General features: G+C 71.2%; 16 protein-coding genes. 9 read left to right on the top strand and 7 right to left on the bottom strand.

The genetic code is table 11. The features are described from left to right. Nucleotides 1–3: 3 nt before the first annotated feature. The 5 genes from ACIBK9_RS40640 to ACIBK9_RS40660 all read right to left on the bottom strand — a co-directional run bounded on the left by ACIBK9_RS40640 (nt 4) and on the right by ACIBK9_RS40660 (nt 6,078). Entirely contained in the window at nt 4–909 is a 906-nt protein-coding gene (locus ACIBK9_RS40640; RefSeq protein WP_387669937.1) for an ABC transporter permease, read from the bottom strand. Then, on the bottom strand, nt 906–1,913 hold the full coding sequence (locus ACIBK9_RS40645) for an ABC transporter permease (protein WP_387669935.1): 1,008 nt from the start codon (nt 1,911–1,913) through the stop codon (nt 906–908). The genes ACIBK9_RS40640 and ACIBK9_RS40645 overlap by 4 nt, the downstream gene beginning before the upstream one ends. 3 nt (nt 1,914–1,916) lie before the next feature. Beyond that, complete coding sequence (locus tag ACIBK9_RS40650; protein ID WP_397164204.1) at nt 1,917–3,749, bottom strand: ABC transporter substrate-binding protein; 1,833 nt, start codon at nt 3,747–3,749, stop codon at nt 1,917–1,919. A gap of 170 nt (nt 3,750–3,919) precedes the next feature. Further along, on the bottom strand, nt 3,920–4,885 hold the full coding sequence (locus ACIBK9_RS40655) for a zinc-dependent alcohol dehydrogenase family protein (protein ID WP_397164205.1): 966 nt from the start codon (nt 4,883–4,885) through the stop codon (nt 3,920–3,922). Then, nucleotides 4,885–6,078, bottom strand: coding sequence for a M20 family metallopeptidase (locus tag ACIBK9_RS40660; protein ID WP_397164207.1), 1,194 nt, complete (start codon nt 6,076–6,078; stop codon nt 4,885–4,887). Before ACIBK9_RS40660 ends, ACIBK9_RS40655 begins: the two co-directional genes overlap by 1 nt. A 100-nt stretch (nt 6,079–6,178) precedes the next feature. Between ACIBK9_RS40660 and ACIBK9_RS40665 the strand changes: the two genes are divergently transcribed. The 5 genes from ACIBK9_RS40665 (at nt 6,179) to ACIBK9_RS40685 (ending at nt 10,938) form a co-directional block, all read left to right on the top strand. After that, on the top strand, nt 6,179–6,919 hold the full coding sequence (locus tag ACIBK9_RS40665) for an HAD-IIA family hydrolase (RefSeq protein WP_364334674.1): 741 nt from the start codon (nt 6,179–6,181) through the stop codon (nt 6,917–6,919). Nucleotides 6,920–7,095: 176 nt separating this feature from the next. Continuing rightward, entirely contained in the window at nt 7,096–7,278 is a 183-nt protein-coding gene (locus tag ACIBK9_RS40670) for a hypothetical protein (protein WP_358293204.1), read from the top strand. Nucleotides 7,279–7,357: 79 nt separating this feature from the next. After that, nucleotides 7,358–8,287: an acyl-ACP desaturase gene (locus tag ACIBK9_RS40675; RefSeq protein WP_397164208.1), complete on the top strand. Its 930-nt coding sequence runs from the start codon at nt 7,358–7,360 to the stop codon at nt 8,285–8,287. A gap of 53 nt (nt 8,288–8,340) precedes the next feature. Beyond that, nucleotides 8,341–10,308 (top strand): AarF/UbiB family protein, encoded by a 1,968-nt coding sequence (locus tag ACIBK9_RS40680; RefSeq protein ID WP_358293201.1) that lies wholly within the window; start codon nt 8,341–8,343, stop codon nt 10,306–10,308. Nucleotides 10,309–10,404: 96 nt separating this feature from the next. Next, nucleotides 10,405–10,938, top strand: coding sequence for an NAD(P)H-dependent oxidoreductase (locus ACIBK9_RS40685; RefSeq protein WP_352327446.1), 534 nt, complete (start codon nt 10,405–10,407; stop codon nt 10,936–10,938). A 24-nt stretch (nt 10,939–10,962) separates the two neighbouring features. On the opposite strand, the gene arfB is transcribed toward ACIBK9_RS40685, so the two are convergent. Beyond that, complete coding sequence (arfB, locus tag ACIBK9_RS40690; RefSeq protein WP_397164211.1) at nt 10,963–11,373, bottom strand: alternative ribosome rescue aminoacyl-tRNA hydrolase ArfB; 411 nt, start codon at nt 11,371–11,373, stop codon at nt 10,963–10,965. A gap of 145 nt (nt 11,374–11,518) precedes the next feature. Between arfB and ACIBK9_RS40695 the strand changes: the two genes are divergently transcribed. After that, a complete protein-coding gene (locus ACIBK9_RS40695) occupies nt 11,519–12,298 on the top strand; it encodes a hypothetical protein (RefSeq protein ID WP_397164213.1) in 780 nt (259 codons plus the stop codon). Nucleotides 12,299–12,318: 20 nt separating this feature from the next. Here the strand turns inward: ACIBK9_RS40695 and ACIBK9_RS40700 are convergent, their stop codons facing one another. Next, the gene (locus ACIBK9_RS40700) at nt 12,319–12,585 is read right to left on the bottom strand and encodes a helix-turn-helix domain-containing protein (protein ID WP_387669925.1); all 267 of its coding nucleotides are present in this window, start codon (nt 12,583–12,585) and stop codon (nt 12,319–12,321) included. Between the two features lie 155 nt (nt 12,586–12,740). Here ACIBK9_RS40700 and ACIBK9_RS40705 point away from each other — a divergent pair, with 155 nt between their 5' ends. The 3 genes from ACIBK9_RS40705 to ACIBK9_RS40715 all read left to right on the top strand — a co-directional run bounded on the left by ACIBK9_RS40705 (nt 12,741) and on the right by ACIBK9_RS40715 (nt 15,811). Next, complete coding sequence (locus ACIBK9_RS40705; RefSeq protein WP_397164215.1) at nt 12,741–13,562, top strand: hypothetical protein; 822 nt, start codon at nt 12,741–12,743, stop codon at nt 13,560–13,562. Then, nucleotides 13,559–14,149, top strand: a complete 591-nt coding sequence (locus ACIBK9_RS40710) for an HAD family hydrolase (protein WP_397164216.1) — start codon at nt 13,559–13,561, stop codon at nt 14,147–14,149. The genes ACIBK9_RS40705 and ACIBK9_RS40710 overlap by 4 nt, the downstream gene beginning before the upstream one ends. Before the next feature lie 117 nt (nt 14,150–14,266). Next, nucleotides 14,267–15,811 (top strand): alkaline phosphatase D family protein, encoded by a 1,545-nt coding sequence (locus ACIBK9_RS40715; protein WP_387669921.1) that lies wholly within the window; start codon nt 14,267–14,269, stop codon nt 15,809–15,811. Nucleotides 15,812–15,895: the final 84 nt, after the last annotated feature.

The following is a 15,895-nucleotide window of genomic DNA, read 5'->3' on the forward strand; positions in this document are numbered from 1 at the left end:
TTGCTACTCCTCGCGCAGCCGGGGGTTGAAGATCTCGTCCATGGCGTCCACCACGAGCACGATGCCGAGCGTGAGCAGCAGGATCGCCAGCAGCGGCGCCAGCAGGTAGCCCAGCGCGTTCGGCGTGATCATCGCGCCCGCCTGGAACACGGCGAGGTTGAGCATCACACCCCAGTTGTCCGACTCGTACGGCAGCACGCCCAGGAAGAACAGGCCCACCTGCGAGTAGACCGCGCCGGTGACCGCGATGAGCATGTTCATCGCGATGTAGGGCGCCATGCTCGGCAGCAGCTCCTTGCCGATGATGTGCGTGGTGGACAGCCCGAGCCCGCGGGCGGCCTCGATGAACCCGCGCTCGCGCAGCGACAGCGTCTGCGCGCGCACCGCCCGCGCCACGCCGCCCCAGCCGAGCAGGCCGAGCACCAGGCCCATCTGGACGGGGTTGCCGAACTTCCACACGGTCGCCAGCACCAGCAGCAGCGGCAGGCCGGGGATGGTGAGCTTCATGTCGGTCAGCCGCATGAGCACGGTGTCCCAGCGGCCCCGCCTGAAGCCGGAGAACAGGCCGATCGCGGTGCCGGCGACGACCGTGATGATCGCGGTGACCAGGGCGGTGAGCAGGACGTAACGCGAGCCCTTGATCACCAGCGCGATCACGTCCCGGCCCTGCGGGTCGGTGCCGAACCAGTGGTCCCAGCTCGGCGGCTGGGTGATCGCGCTCGCGTTGCCCGGCAGGTGCTCGGGCAGCAGCATCGGCCCGATCACCGCCATGACGATGAAACCGGCGATGATGACGACCCCGGCCATGCGGCTGGGCTTGCGCCTCATCACCCGCCAGACGCCGTTCCAGAAGTTGCGGCGCATGGCCGAGGCGGCCGGTGCGGCCTCCGGGATGAGCGTGGCGCTCACGAGCCCTCCTCTCCGCTGCGCACCCGCGGGTCGATGACCGTGTAGAACAGGTCCGCGACGATGTTGGCGATGATCGTGCCGACCGTGATCAGCAGGAACGCCCCGCCCATCAGGCCGTAGTCGCGGTCCTGGACGCCGCTGATAAGCAGCCAGCCGAGCCCCGGGTAGTTGAAGATCTTCTCGATGAAGACCGCGCCGCCCAGCAGCAGGCCCAGCGACAGGGCGAGCATGGTGAACAGCGGCAGGATCGCGTTGCGCGCGATGTAGCGGAACACGATCGAGCGCTTCATGCCGCGCAGCTCGGCGGCCAGGATGAAGTCGTCGCCCAGCACGGTGACCACGCTCGACTTCATCGCCAGGATCCAGCCGCCGTAGGCCGACAGCGCGTACGTGGCCACCGGCAGCACCGCGTGCTCGACCAGCGAGCCGATGTAGCCGGCGTTGAAGCCGGGCTCGAACAGGATGTCCACCGAGCCGTCGGCCGGCAGGATCGGGAGCAGCGTCGCGAAGATCACCACGAGCAGCATCGCCAGCACGTACTGCGGGATGCCGTGCAGCAGCGAGCCGGAGATGGCCAGGGCGTCGCCCAGCTTGCCGGTGCGCTTGATGGCGGCGTACACGCCGAGCAGGATCCCGACGAAGAAGCTCAGCAGCGTGCCGGCCAGCACCGGTAGAACGGTCCACTTGGCCGCGTCGGTGAGCACGTCGACCACGGAGGTGCCGGGCCGGCTGACCGACATGCCGAGGTCGAGGTGGAGCAGTCCGGTCATGTAGTCGGTGTACTGCTGCCACAGCGTGCCGTCGGGCAGGAAGCCGTACAGGACCTTGACGGCCTGCGCGGCGGCGTCGGGCGACATGCCCTGCTCGATCAGCTTCTCGTAGCGGGCGGCCATCGGGTCGCCGGGGATGTTGTTGATGATGAAGAAGCTGATCGTCGCGACTACGAGGATCATGACGAACCCGCGGGCCAGGTGGCCCGCGAGTCGTCGTGCGATGAGCGCCATGAACTACGACTTCGCCTTGATCATGCCGAGCTGGATCCAGACGCCCGAGGGCAGGACGCCGGCGCCCATGCGCAGGATCTCGTCGTCGTGCGGCCAGCCGGTGAAGCGGCTGTTGTTGACGAACTGGGTGTTGACGTAGTCCCAGAGCTGGATGACCGGGAGGTCCTGGTTGGCGGCCTTGGCGAGCTGGGCCATGATCGGCTTGGCCTGCTCCTCGGTGGCCGAGTTCAGCTTGCCGGTCAGCTCACCGGGGTTGATCTTGGCGCCGTCGACCTCGATCTCCTCGGGGCCGCCCATCCAGTTGCCGGCCTTGCCGGGCTCGGAGTGCTTGACCTTGCCCGCGACGTTCGTCCAGCCGTTGGAGGCGCCGTACAGGCGCTGGTAGATGTCGTACGGCGCGGGGCCGAGCGCCATCAGCCAGAAGCCCACGTCGTACTTGCCGGCCGCCAGCTCCTCCAGGTAGAGGGGGTAGTCGTTGGCCGTGACGACCTCGGCGTCGACGCCGGCCTTGACGAGCTGGCTCTTGATGTTCTCCTGGGCCGACAGCCAGTCGGAGAAGCCGGAGGGCGCGTGCATGGAGACCTTCCACGCCGAGCCGTCGGCCAGCGTCCACTTGCCGTCCTTCTTGGTGAGGCCGGCCTCCTTGAACTCGGCCTCGGCCTTGGCCACGTCGGGCGCGTACGGCTCCAGCTTGGGCAGCTCGTCGGGGATCCACGCCTGCGCGGCCTTCTGGTGGATGCCGCTGGTGGTGACCGCCGCCGTGCCGCCCTCGGGCGAGGCGACCTTGGTGACCTCCTCGCGGTTGATCAGGTAGGCCAGGCCGCGCCGCACGTGCACGTTGTCGTACGGCTTCTTGGACTGGTTGAAGGCCATGCTCACCGCGACCGGCGAGTAGCCCTTGATGACCTCGTTGCCGGCGGCCGCCTTGATCCGGTTCATCACGTCGGACGGGGCGGCGGTGAAGCCGGCGTGGTCGAGCTTGCCCGCGGTGAGGTAGTTCCAGATCTGCTCGTTGCCGGTGTAGTTGAGGAACTTCACCTGCGCCGGCGCCACGTTCGCGGCGTTGTAGAAGTACTTGTTCTTGACCAGCAGAGCCTCGGACGGGTTCACCCGCTCCAGCACGAACGGGCCGGCCGAGGTGTCCTTCGGCGGGGCGAAGGTGAGCACCTTCTCGCCCAGGCCGGTGATGGTCTCGCGGGCCTTGTCGGCCTCGGCGCCCTCGCCCCTGGAGGCCTTGAGCTGGTCCCAGAAGTCCGCGGGGAGCACGCTGCTCCACACGTGGGAGGGCAGGACGAACGTGTCGAGCACGCCGCGGGCGAACTTGGGGCTCGGGTTCGCCATGTCCTGGGTGATCTTGAGGGTGTGGTCGTCGACCACGGTCACGTCAGCCGCCGCGCCCGCGGCGCCCGGCGTGATGGAGAACGCCGTGCTGCCCTGGGTGTAGGCGATGCCGATGGACATCTTGACGTCCTCGGCGGTGACCGGCTTGCCGTCGGACCACTTGGCGTTCGGCTGGAGCTTGAGGGTGATCGCCGAGTTGTCCGGCGCGATCTCCCAGCTCGCCGCGATGCCGGGGAGGGCCTGGTTGGGGTCGGTCAGGTGGTTCTTGACCCAGCCCAGCTTCATCGCCGTGTAGCCGGGGAAGGAGTTGCCCTTCGGGTTGTACGGGTTGGCCGGGGCCGTGGCCTCCAGGCCGGGCCTGTTGACGTCGATCGTGGTGAAGAGCCCGCCACCACCACCGCTCGAGCCGCCGGACTTGTTGTTAGTACCACCACTGCACGCCGCTGTGGCGGTGGCGAGGCCCAGCAACGCCACTACCGCTGCCAGTCGCTTCATCTGCCGCTCCGGGGGATGTCGGACCTGTTGAGGATCTGTAGGGAATTGACCGGACCCTACGGTCGCCAGCAGGCAGCGTCAATAATCTCCAGATGTTGTGAGTGTAATGTAACTTTCCTTCATAGAGGTCCACCGTGGCGCCAATCTCCATCGTGCGACGGAGCGGGGCTTCAGTCCACGACCAGCACGGCGGCGCCGCTGACGCGGTCGGCGGCCAGATCCGCCAGCGCCCGGCCGGCCTCCTCCAGCGGGTAGAGCGTGGTCGCCACGCGCGGCGGATGGGCCAGCGCCAGCTCCAGATAGGCCCGGCCGTCGGCCCTGGTGTTGGCGGTCACGCTGCGCAGCGTGCGCTCCTGGAACAGGTGCCGCTCGTAGTTCAGCGCGGGCACGTCGGTCAGGTGGATGCCGGCGATCGCCAGCGTCCCGCCGCGGTCGAGCGCCTCCAGCGCGGGTGGCACCAGGTCGCCGACCGGCGCGAACAGGATCGCCGCGTCCAGCGGCTCGGGCGGCCGGTCGCCCGCCGAGGCCGCGCCCAGCTCCAGCGCCAGCTCCCTGGAGGCGTCCGACCTGGTCACGGCGTGCACCGTGGCGCCCTGCGCGATGGCCGCCTGCGCGGTGAGATGGGCCGAGGAGCCGAAGCCGTAGATGCCGAGCCGGCCGCCCGGCGGCAGGTCGCAGCGGGCCAGCGCCCGGTAGCCGATGATGCCGGCGCACAGCAGCGGCGCCAGCCGCTCGGCCGGCACGTCGTCCGGCAGGGCGTAGACGTAGCCGGCGGGGGCCACGACGTACTCGGCGTAGCCGCCGTCGGCGTCCCAGCCGGTGTAGGTGGAGTCCGGGCAGAGGTTCTCGGTGCCGCGCAGGCAGTAGCGGCACCGGCCGCACGTCGAGCGCAGCCAGGCCACCCCCACCCGCTCGCCGGAGCCCTCGACCCGGCCCACCACCTGGTGCCCGGGGGTGGTCCGCGGCCGCCGCGGCGCGAGGTCGCCCTCGGCCAGGTGCAGGTCGGTCCGGCACACGCCGCACGCCTCGACCCGGACCAGCACCTCGCCGGGGCCGGGCTCGGGGACGTCCCGCTCGACCCGCACGAGCGGGCCGGTCGCCATCGGCCCCGGCCGGTCCACCACCCAGGCGCGCATCACGACCTCGACAGGCGCTCGTAGGCCAGCGAGGCGTACAGCGCGGCGCCGTCGGGCAGCACGGAGTCGTCGAAGACGGCGTCCGGCGAGTGGTTGTAGGGCGCCGTGGCCGGGTCGCGGTCGGGCGGGCAGGCCCCCAGGAAGACGAACGCGCCCGGCACCTCCTCCAGCACGTACGAGAAGTCCTCCGACCCCATGACCGGCTGCGGCGCCACGAAGTAGCGGCCCGGCCCGAACAGCTCGTCGGCGGTCGCCGAGACGAACCCGGCCTCGCCCTGGTCGTTGACCGTCACCGGGTACCCCATGCCGAACGACGCCTCGACCGCGAGCCCGTGCGCGGCCGCGATGCCCTCGACCACCTCCACCAGACGCCGCTTGACCAGCCTCCGGTGCTCCTTGCTGAACGTGCGCACGGTCGCCTCGAAGCGCGCCTCGTCGGGGATCACGTTGTCGGCCGAGCCGCCGTGGAAGGTGCCCACGGTGATCACCACGGGGTCGAACACGTCGAACGTGCGGGTCACCATCGTCTGCAACGCCGTCACCATCTCGCAGCCGGCCGCGATCGGGTCCTTGGCGCGGTGGGGGCTCGACCCGTGCCCGCCGGTGCCCTTCACCGTCACGCAGAACACGTCGGCCGCGGCCATCATCGGGCCGCCCCGCGAGGCGAACAGCCCCGGCGGCAGCATGGCCGACACCACGTGCATCCCGTACGCCGCCACCGGCCGGGCGCCGGCCGCGTCGAGCACGCCCTCGCCGATCATGTGCTTGGCGCCGTCGTGTCCCTCCTCGCCCGGCTGGAACATGAAGATCACGTCACCGGCGACGTCCGCGCGCCGCGCGCTGAGCAGCCGGGCCGCGCCGACCAGCATGGCGGTGTGCAGGTCGTGGCCGCAGGCGTGCATCTGGCCGACGTTCCGGGAGATGTAGGGCAGGTCGTTGCGCTCGGTCACCGGCAGGGCGTCCATGTCGCCGCGCAGCAGCACCGCGGGGCCAGGCCGGCCGCCGCGCAGCACCGCGGTGACCGAGCTGAGCGTCTTGCCGGTGGTGATCTCCAGGGGGAGCCCGTCGAGCGCGGCCAGCACCTTCTCCTGCGTCCTCGGCAGTTGCAGGCCGAGCTCGGGGGTGGTGTGCAGGGAGCGGCGGAGCTGGATGAGTTCGTCCCGCATGTCCAGGGCGGATTCAGTGAACGACATGATGAACATTGTTCACGTGTGCGGCGAGAAGTCGACAAGGCACGCTCGATACCATGAACGGGTGACTCAGCGTAAGCGGATCGACTCCTGGTTGTCCGACATGGACGGCGTCCTCGTCCACGAGGGGCGGCCGATCCCCGGTGCGGACGAATTCATCAAACGGCTCAAGGAGTCCGACAAGAAGTTCCGGGTCCTGACCAACAACTCCATCTACACCCAGCGCGACCTGTCGGTGCGCCTGGCCGGCGCCGGCCTCGACGTGCCCGCCGAGTCCATCTGGACCTCCGCCCTGGCCACCGCCCAGTTCCTCGACGACCAGCGTCCCGGCGGGTCGGCGTACGTGATCGGCGAGGCCGGCCTGACCACGGCCCTGCACGAGGTCGGCTACATCCTGACCGACCTCGACCCCGACTACGTCGTGCTCGGCGAGACCCGCACCTACAGCTTCACCCAGATCACCCGGGCGATCCGGCTCATCGAGGCCGGCGCCCGCTTCATCGCCACCAACCCCGACCCGATCGGCCCCTCCACCGAGGGCTCGCTGCCGGCCTGCGGCGCGGTGGCCGCGATGATCACCAAGGCGACCGGCGTCGAGCCGTACTTCGTGGGCAAGCCCAACCCCCGCATGATGCGCAGCGCGCTCAACGCCATCGAGGGCCACAGCGAGACCACCGCCATGATCGGCGACCGCATGGACACCGACATCGTCTCCGGCATGGAGGCGGGGCTGTTCACGATCCTGGTGCTGACCGGCGTCACCCAGCGCGACCAGATCGACCGCTTCCCCTACCGTCCCTCGCTGGTCGTCGAGTCGGTCGCCGACCTCGTCGACCTGATCTGAGCCCGGCGGCCGGCTCGGCCGGCTCGTCCGGGATGACAAGTCTTCTTCCGGGGCGCGGAGGATCGTGGCCCGGAAGAAGAAAACCACTCCCGGCGGCCGCCGTCCGGCGGCGCGGCGCGCGTCCGGCTGCGATCCTTGGTCGCGGAAGGTGACTTACCGAATGCGAGGAGGCGGCCGTGTGGCGTGAGGAGCCGGGGGAGCAGGGCGCGGAGGCGGAGCTGGCGACGCTGCGCGTCGAGGTGACCGAGGAGCTGCGGTTCGTCAGGACGGCGATGGCCGAGGAGTTCAACTCGCTGCGCTCGGAGATCCTCGACCTCAACATCAAACTGGACCGGCTGTTGCAACACGTCGGCATTTAGGACAACGAGGTCGACACCGCATCACATGGCCTTCGGGTAGCCTAACCTACGGTCCCGTAACCTGAAGGAGAAGATCTTTATGGCGATGTCTCAGACGGAACTGCTGCACGAGCTCGAACCCGTCGTGGGCGTGGAGCTCGATCGCCACAACGCGACGGCCAAGGAGTGGTTCCCGCACGAGTACATCCCGTGGAGCGAAGGGCGTGACTTCGACGGCATCTACGGCGGCCAGGCGTGGCAGGAGGGCGACTCGAAGATCCCCGAGGCCGCCCGCATCTCGCTGATCGTCAACCTGCTCACCGAGGACAACCTGCCCAGCTACCACCACGAGATCGCCACCACGTTCGGCCGTGACGGCGCGTGGGGCACGTGGGTCCACCGCTGGACCGCCGAGGAGGACCGCCACGGCACCGCCCTGCGCGACTACCTCACCGTCACCCGCGCGGTCGACCCGGTCGCGCTGGAGCGGGCCCGCATGCACCACATGGAGCAGGGCTTCGTCACCGAGTACAACACCATGCTCCAGCAGCTCGCCTACGTCTCCTTCCAGGAGCTGGCCACCCGCATCTCCCACCGCAACACCGGCAGGGCCTCCGGCGACGAGGGCTGCGAGCGCCTGCTCGCCCGCATCGCCGCCGACGAGAACCTGCACATGCTCTTCTACCGCAACCTGCTCAAGGCGGCCTTCGAGCTCGACCCCAACCAGACCATGCGCGCGGTGACCGACGTCGTCACCACCTTCCAGATGCCCGGCACGGGCATGGAGGGCTTCGCCCGCAAGGCCATGATCATCGCCCACGAGGGCATCTACGACCTGCGCCTGCACCTCGACGACGTGCTCATGCCGGTGCTGCGCCAGTGGGCGGTCTTCGACAAGACCGGGCTCGACGCCGAGGGCGAGCGGGCCCGCGAGGAGCTGTCGGCGTTCCTGGCCAAGACCGAGGTCACGGCCGCCAGGTTCGTCGAGCGCCGCGACGAGCGCCGCGCCCGCGCCGCCGCCAGGGGCTGACACCGGGCCGCCGCCGGGCCGCCGCCTGCGCGGCCGTGGCATGATCCCTCCTCATGGAGCTCCTGGGCACGCTGTTCGTCTCGCTCGCCATCCTGGTGATGATCCTGCTGCTGGCGACGGCGGCCCAACGCCTGCTCGGGGTCAGGTTCGGCGCGTTACGCACCTTCCTGGCCGCGATGGTGGCCTGGGGCCTGGCCCAGCCGATGCTGACGCCGGTGATCGCCTCGTTCGGGCCGGTCAACCCGGAGACCACGCCCGACGCGGGCGCGCTCGGGCTGCTGCTCCTGATCGCCATGTGCATGGTGCTCATCCCCATGGTGATCCTGGTGCTCGCCGAGGCGCTGGTCCCGCCGGGCTCGGTGCCGGGGCCGCTGGAGGTGCTGCGCTCGCTGCGCGGCCGGATCCGCCGGGCCCGGCGCTACTCGCAGATCACCAGGATCGCATTCCGGCACGGCCTCGGCCCCTACCTGCGGGGCCGTGGCGAGAGCCTGGAGGACAGGTCGGGCAAGGTGCGCCTGGCCAGGTCGCTGCGCCAGGCGCTCGACGACGGCGGCGTCACCTTCGTCAAGCTCGGCCAGGTGCTGTCCACCCGGCGCGACCTGCTGCCGGCCGAGTTCATCGACGAGCTGGGCCGCCTGCAGGACCACGTCGCCCCCGCGCCGTGGGAGCGCATCGAGCCGGTGCTCGCCGCCGAGCTGGGCGGGCCGGTCGAGGAGGTGTTCGCCGCCTTCGACCGGACGCCGCTGGCCGCCGCCTCCATCGGCCAGGCCCACACCGCCCGCCTGCACACCGGCGAGGACGTCGTGGTCAAGGTGCGCAGGCCGGGCATCGAGGGCGTGGTGGCCCAGGACCTCGACATCGTCCGCCGGCTGGCCGCCACGCTGGAGTCCAGGACCCGGTGGGGGCGTTCGCTGGGGCTGCGCGACCTGGCCGAGGGGTTCGCCGTCGCCATCCGCGAGGAGCTGGACTTCCGCGTCGAGGCCGCCAACATGGCCGCCGTGGCCGCCTCCGGCAGCGGCGGCGTCACCTACCCCGAGCCGTTCCCCGCCCTCTGCACCGAGCAGGTGCTGGTCATGCGGCGCCTGTCGGGCGGGCCGGTCACCGCGGCCGCCCCCGGCCAGGGGCCCGCGCTGGCCCGCGACCTGCTCGACTGCCTGCTCAGGCAGATCCTCGTCGAGGGCGTCTTCCACGCCGACCCCCACCCGGGCAACCTCATGCTGCTCGACGACGGCACGCTCGGCCTGCTCGACTTCGGCTCGGTCGGCCGCCTGGACGGCTCCGTCCGCTCGGCCCTGCAGCGTTTCCTGCTCGCGATGAACCGGCAGGACCCGCTCGGCGTCACCGACGCGCTGCTGGAGGTCGTCCCGCGGCCGGAGGAGATCGACGAGGCGGCGCTGGAGCGGGCGCTCGGCCAGTTCATGGCCAGGCACCTCGGGCCCGGCATGGACAGCGTGCAGATGTTCACCGACCTGTTCAAGATCGTCTCGGAGTACGGGCTGTCCATCCCGCCCGAGGTGGCCGCCGTCTTCCGGGCCCTGGCCACGCTGGAGGGCACGCTCGTGCGCCTGTCGCCGGGCTTCAACCTGATCGGCGAGGCCCGCGCGTTCGCCGGGCGTTACCTGGCCGAGCGGGCCGGGCCGGAGTCCGTCAAGGAGGCCGTGGGCCAGGAGCTGGCCGCGCTGCTGCCGATGCTGCGCCGCCTGCCGCGCCGGGTCGAGCGCATCGCCAGCGCCGCCGAGCACGGCAGGTTCAGCCTGAACGTCCGGCTGCTGGCCGACGACCGCGACCGCCGCTACGTCACCGGGCTGGTCCACCAGGTGCTGCTCACCGTGCTCGGCGCGACGGCCGGGCTCATGGCGGTGCTGCTGCTCGGCATTGAGGGCGGGCCCGTCGTGGTCGGCACCACGAGCCTGTACCAGCTCCTCGGCTACAACCTGCTGGTGATCGCCTCGATCATGGTGCTGCGGGTGCTCGCGCTGATCTTCCGACGCCCGCCTGACCAGGAGCGTCACCGGCGCTGAGGCGAAGACTGAGCTGGTTTTGACCTCGGGCTGGTCTTGGACATCCGAGGCATCGGGAAGTTTCCAGGTGACACCGGAACGCCTGGGGAGCAGTAGGTGAAAATCATCGGGATCGCCGCCAGTCTCCACGCGGGGTCTTTCATCAACAGATTGCTGGACGCAGCGGGCGGCGAACTGCCGGAAGGCGTACGGTTCGAGATCTGGACGGGGATGGGCGACGTCCCGCCGTACCAGCCGGGCAAGGTGCCGGTGGCGGCCAGGGAGCTGCTCGGGCTGGTCGCCGGGGCGGACGCGGTGCTGCTGACGGCTCCCGAGCACAGCCTGCTGCCGCCGGAGCTGACGTACACGCTGGAATGGCTCTCGGCCGGCGACGTGCTGTCCGGCAAGCACGTGGCGGTGATGAGCGCCAGCGCGCGGGCGTGCGGCGCGATGTGGGCGCAGGCGGAGCTCTACAAGCAGCTCCAGGGCGCGGACGCGGTCGTCATGGGCGCCGAGCTGGTCATCTCGCCGGCCTGCCCGCACTTCGACGACGACGGCCACCTCACCGACCCGGTGCTGCGCGGCCAGGTGCGCGCGGTGATCGGGCAGCTCTGCCCGGCGGGGGTCAGGGAACCGGCGTTCTCGCTCTGATCCCGGCGTGCTCCCGGGGCGGGCTCAGTGAGGGTCGCGGCGCAGGCGCTTGACGTCGGAACGGTGCTTCTTGCCCGCGATGCGGCGCTCGACGGCGCCCCGGCTCGGCTTGGTCGGGCGGCGGCGCTTGGGCGGCGGCGCGACCGCCTCCCGGACGCGCTGGGCCAGCCGGTGACCGGCGGCCTCCCGGTTGCGCAGCTGGGACCGGTACTCCGAGGCCACGACGATGATCGTGCCGGCGCCCAGACGGTCGAGCGCGCGGGCCTTGAGCGCGGGCGGGATCGCGGTGCTCGCGGCCACGTCGAAGATCAGCTCCACCCGGCTGTCGGTGGTGTTGACGCCCTGGCCGCCCGGACCTGAGGAACGGGAGAAACGCCAGACGAGCTCGGCGTCGGGGATGACGATCGAGTCGTTGACGACCAGCGGGCCGGGCATGGTGGTGGCTCCTGTTCCGGATGAATGCGCCTTGCTCAGATGAGTGTCACCGTATATGAGCGACATATGCCGTCCGCAACGGCATTTTCAATCACTGTCCTCGCTGCGAATATGGAGAGAACATTTCGCGGGAAGGGCTCATTCCATGGACCCGAAGTGGGTCGCGCAGGCGGCGCTGACCGTTGGGCTCGCCGTGGTCTCCGCCGTCGTCTTCCTGCTGCTGAGGTGCCAGGGGAAGGGCCGGCCCTTCGGGCCCGCCGGGCGGCGGCTCGCGGTCGCCATCAGCCTGCTCACCGGCGGTCTGTCCGCCGGCGTCGCGCTGGCCGGGCACGCGCTGCTGAGCGACTCGCTGGCCACCGTCCTGGGCGCGGCCGCGCCGAGCGGCCTGTGGCTCGGCCAGATGCGCGCCAGGCAGGACGAGCGGCGCTCGCTGGCCCGGGAGGCGGCCACGTTCTGGTTGGTGTCGCTGCTGGCCCGGCTCGACCAGGCGATGGCCGAGGACGAGCGCGTCTGGTGCGAGAAGCGGGTGGACCCGTCCTGGAACGTCTACGAGCTGAGCCTGGCCGCGGCCCGCTACCACGAGCGCATCCGCGAGCGCCTGTCGGCCGACGACCGGCGGCGCGAACGGGTGCACGCCCGCCTGGACGCCGTCGAACGCAGGCTGGACGTGGCCGCCCTGATCGAGGACGGCGCCGCCCGCTCGAAGGTGGCCACCGCGCTCACCCTCTCCCGCCACACCAGGACCCCCAGGTACGAGCGCTACCTCGGCAACCTTCACCGGCTGCACGGCGTGCTGCGGCACGACGCGGAGAACGACGTGCTGCGCCTGCTGGCCGCGGCCTACCGGGCCGGCTACCGCTCGCTGCCGGGATACGTGCCGCCGTCACGGGCCCGCGGCGGCGAGCACATCGCCCGCGCCCGCTGACCGGGCGTGGCGGCCGGCGCTCAGGCCAGGGCGGCGGGGGAGTCCTCGGCGTCGCCGAGCGTGAGCTCCAGGCGAGCGCCGAGCGCGTCGACGACCGCGCCGAGCGTGCGCAGCGTCAGGTTCTCGTCGCCGGAGAGTATCTGGCTCACCCGGCCGGGCGAGACGCCCAGCGACGTGGCCAGATCGGCACGGGTGATCTTGTGTTCCCGCATGTACCACGTGATCTCGTCGACGACCTCTTGGGCGAGACCGCCCACCTCGTCACGGGGGTTCCGGCGAAAGGCCATGTCGGTCTCGCTCTCGACGCTGTCCGTCCTCGTGACTCCACTTTAGCTCTACCTAAACCTTTAGGCAAGACTAAACTCCGGTGGCTCTTGACGGGCGGGGACGGGCGGCGTATGCCAATATCCGCGGAAAGATCGAGCGGTCAGGGGGAGGCGCTGTGACGGCCATCGTGGGCGTGCACGGGATCGGCAAGTACAACTACTACCTGGAGGCCGGCGGGTCGGCCACCGGGGCCGCCGCGGCCATGCGGCTCAAGTGGGACCGCTACCTGCACGCGGCGCTCGGCGGCGAGACGGCCGCCTACTTCAGCGAGGTCGCCTACTTCTCCCACCTGCTGCGCGACCCCAAGCCCGGGGAGAGCTCCCCGCAGGCGGCGGCCCGCGTCGAGGCCGCCACCCAGCAGGTGCTCGTCGAATGGGCCAAGGACCTCGGGCTCGGCGAGCACGTCACCGGCGCGCTCAAGTCGTTCACCGGATGGCTGCTCGGCAAGCTCGACAGCAGGTCGGCGGCGTTCGCCAAGCTTTTCGCGCCCGAGGTCGCGGTCTACCTCACCGACCAGGAGCGGCGCGAGAAGTGCCGGCTGGCCGTGGCTGACGCCATCCGCAGGAACCGGCCGCGGGTGGTCATCGCCCACTCGCTCGGCAGCGTCGTGGCCTACGAGGCCCTGTGGGCCAACCCCGACCTGCCCGTCGACCTGCTGCTGACGCTCGGCAGCCCGCTCGGCATGCGCAACGTCGTCTTCGAACGCCTGCTGCCCGCCCCCGTCAACGGCCTCGGCGAACGCCCCAAGAACGTCGCCCGCTGGGTGAACATCGCCGACAAGGACGACATCGCCGCCATCCCGCCCGCCCTGCGCGCCAGCTTCACCGGCGTGGACGTCGAGGAGCTGGTCAACCTCGACTGGATCGACTTCCACACGGCCGAGAAATACCTGGGCTGCCCGGCGCTCGACCCGCATCTGCGACCATTCCTTGCATGACGTGGATTGTGTTCGACTACGGCAACGTCCTGTCCCTGCCGCAGCCCGCGGCCGACGTCGAGGCCATGGCGCGGGCCGTCGGCGCGGAGCCCGAGGCGTTCCTGCGCCGCTACTGGGAGCACCGCCTGGAGTTCGACCGGGCGAGCCTGAGCCCCGTCGGCTACTGGTCGGCCGTGCTGGACCGGGCCGCCACCCCGTCCGAGGTCGCCCGCCTGGTGGCCATGGACGTCGCGAGCTGGGCCTACCCCGACGAGGGCACGGTCGCCGTCCTCGGTGAGGTCCTCGACGCGGGCGACGGCGTGGCGCTGCTGTCCAACATGCCCGTGTGCATGGCCGACGGCCTCGACGAGCTGCCCTGGATCGCCGCCATCGGCCACCGCTTCTACAGCGGCAGGATGGGCCTGGTCAAACCCGACCGGGAGATCTTCGACGAGGTCGCCCGCGAGCTGGGCGCCGACCCGTCCGAGATCGTCTTCGTCGACGACCGGGCCGAGAACGTCGAGGGCGCCGAGCGTGCGGGCATGACCGGCGTGCTCTTCACCGGCGCCGCCGCGCTCCGCAAGTCCCTGCGCGAGCTGCCCCGCTGACCTCCCGCCGGCTCTCCGCCGGCCTCCCGCCGGGCGACCGGCGCTGTTCACCCACGCTTGACTCCGCTGTCATGACGGGGCCACGACGGGGTCAGCGCGGGCGGACATACCTGGAGCGTGGACCGCAGAACGTTCCTGACAGCGGCGGCAGCCGGCCTCGTCGCGCCCCGCGCCGTCACCTCGCCCGCCTCCGCCACGACACTCAGATCCGATCCGTTCACCCTCGGCGTGGCCTCCGGCGACCCCTCCGCCGACGGCTTCGTCCTGTGGACCAGGCTGGCCGTCGACCCGCTCGGCGGCGACGGCCGCGGCGGCATGCCCGCCCGCGACGTCGAGGTCGACTGGCAGGTCGCCACCGACGAACGGTTCTCCTCGGTCGTGCGGTCGGGCACCGCGACCGCCCGGCCGCGCGACGCCCACAGCGTGCACGTCGAGCTGGACGGGCTGGAGCCCGGCCGCGACTACTTCTACCGGTTCAGGAGCCAGGGCAGGCTCTCGCCCGCCGCCCGCACCCGGACGACGCCCGCCGGTGAGAGCCCGCTCACCTTCGCCGTGGCCGCCTGCGCGCACTACGAGCACGGCTACTACACCGCCTACCGCCGCCTGGCCGAGCAGGAGCCCGACCTGGTCGTCTTCCTCGGCGACTACATGTACGAGTACGGCCCCAGCGGCTACACCGCCCTGGCCGGCCGGGTGCGCACGCACACGCCGGGCAAGTGCGCCACCCTCGCCGACTACCGGCTGCGGCACGCCCAGTACAAGAGCGACCACGACCTGCAGGCCGCGCACGCGGTCGCGCCCTGGCTGGTGGCCTTCGACGATCACGAGATCGAGAACAACTGGGCCGGCCCCGTCTCCAGCACCGGCGCGCCCGGCTTCGCCCGCCGCCGCGCCGACGCCTTCCGCGCGTACTACGAGAACATGCCGCTGCGCCGTGCCAGCCTCCAGGGAGCGGTGCTGCGCATCAACCGGCGCGTCTCCTGGGGGACGCTGGCCCGCTTCCACCTGCTGGACACCCGTCAGTTCCGCGACGACCAGGCCTGCCTGGACGGGGTGCGGGCCGGCTGCGACGAACGGCTGTCCGACGGGCGCACGCTGCTCGGGTCCGCCCAGTGGCGGTGGCTGGAGGAGGGGCTGAGCGGGTCCGGCGCCCGGTGGAACCTGCTGGGCCAGCAGATCCTGATGGCTCAGCGGGACTACAGGATCGGGCCGGGCCGCGAGGTGAACCTCGACTCCTGGGACGGCTACGCCGCCGAGCGCACCCGCCTGCTCGGGTCGCTGTCGGGCACCTCGAACCCCGTCGTCCTGACCGGGGACGCGCACATGCACCACCTGGCCGACCTCAAGACCGACTTCGACGACCCGGACTCGCCGGTGGTGGCCAGGGAGCTGGTGACGTCGTCGATCGCCAGCGACGGCGACGGCTACCGGGACCGCACGTGGATCGCCGAGGCCCTGCAGGAGAACCCGCACATCTCCTACATCGACCAGCGGCGCGGCTACCTCATGGCCCGGCTGACCAGGGACGAGCTGTCGGTGGACTTCCGCACGCTCGACTACATCTCCCGCCGCGGCGCGCGGGCCCGCACCGCCCACCGGCTCACGATCCCGGCCGAACCGCCCCGCTCAGCCGCCGGACGGGCCGCGCCCCGCCATGGCTGAGGGCCGGCGGGGCACGCAGCCTTCGCCGGCCGGGGACGGCGGGATCGGCGGTCTTCGTCGGCCGGGGAGCTGCGGGGGTGCGGG

It is taken from the genome of Nonomuraea sp. NPDC050227, assembly GCF_044459705.1.
Classification (GTDB): Bacteria; Actinomycetota; Actinomycetes; order Streptosporangiales; family Streptosporangiaceae; genus Nonomuraea.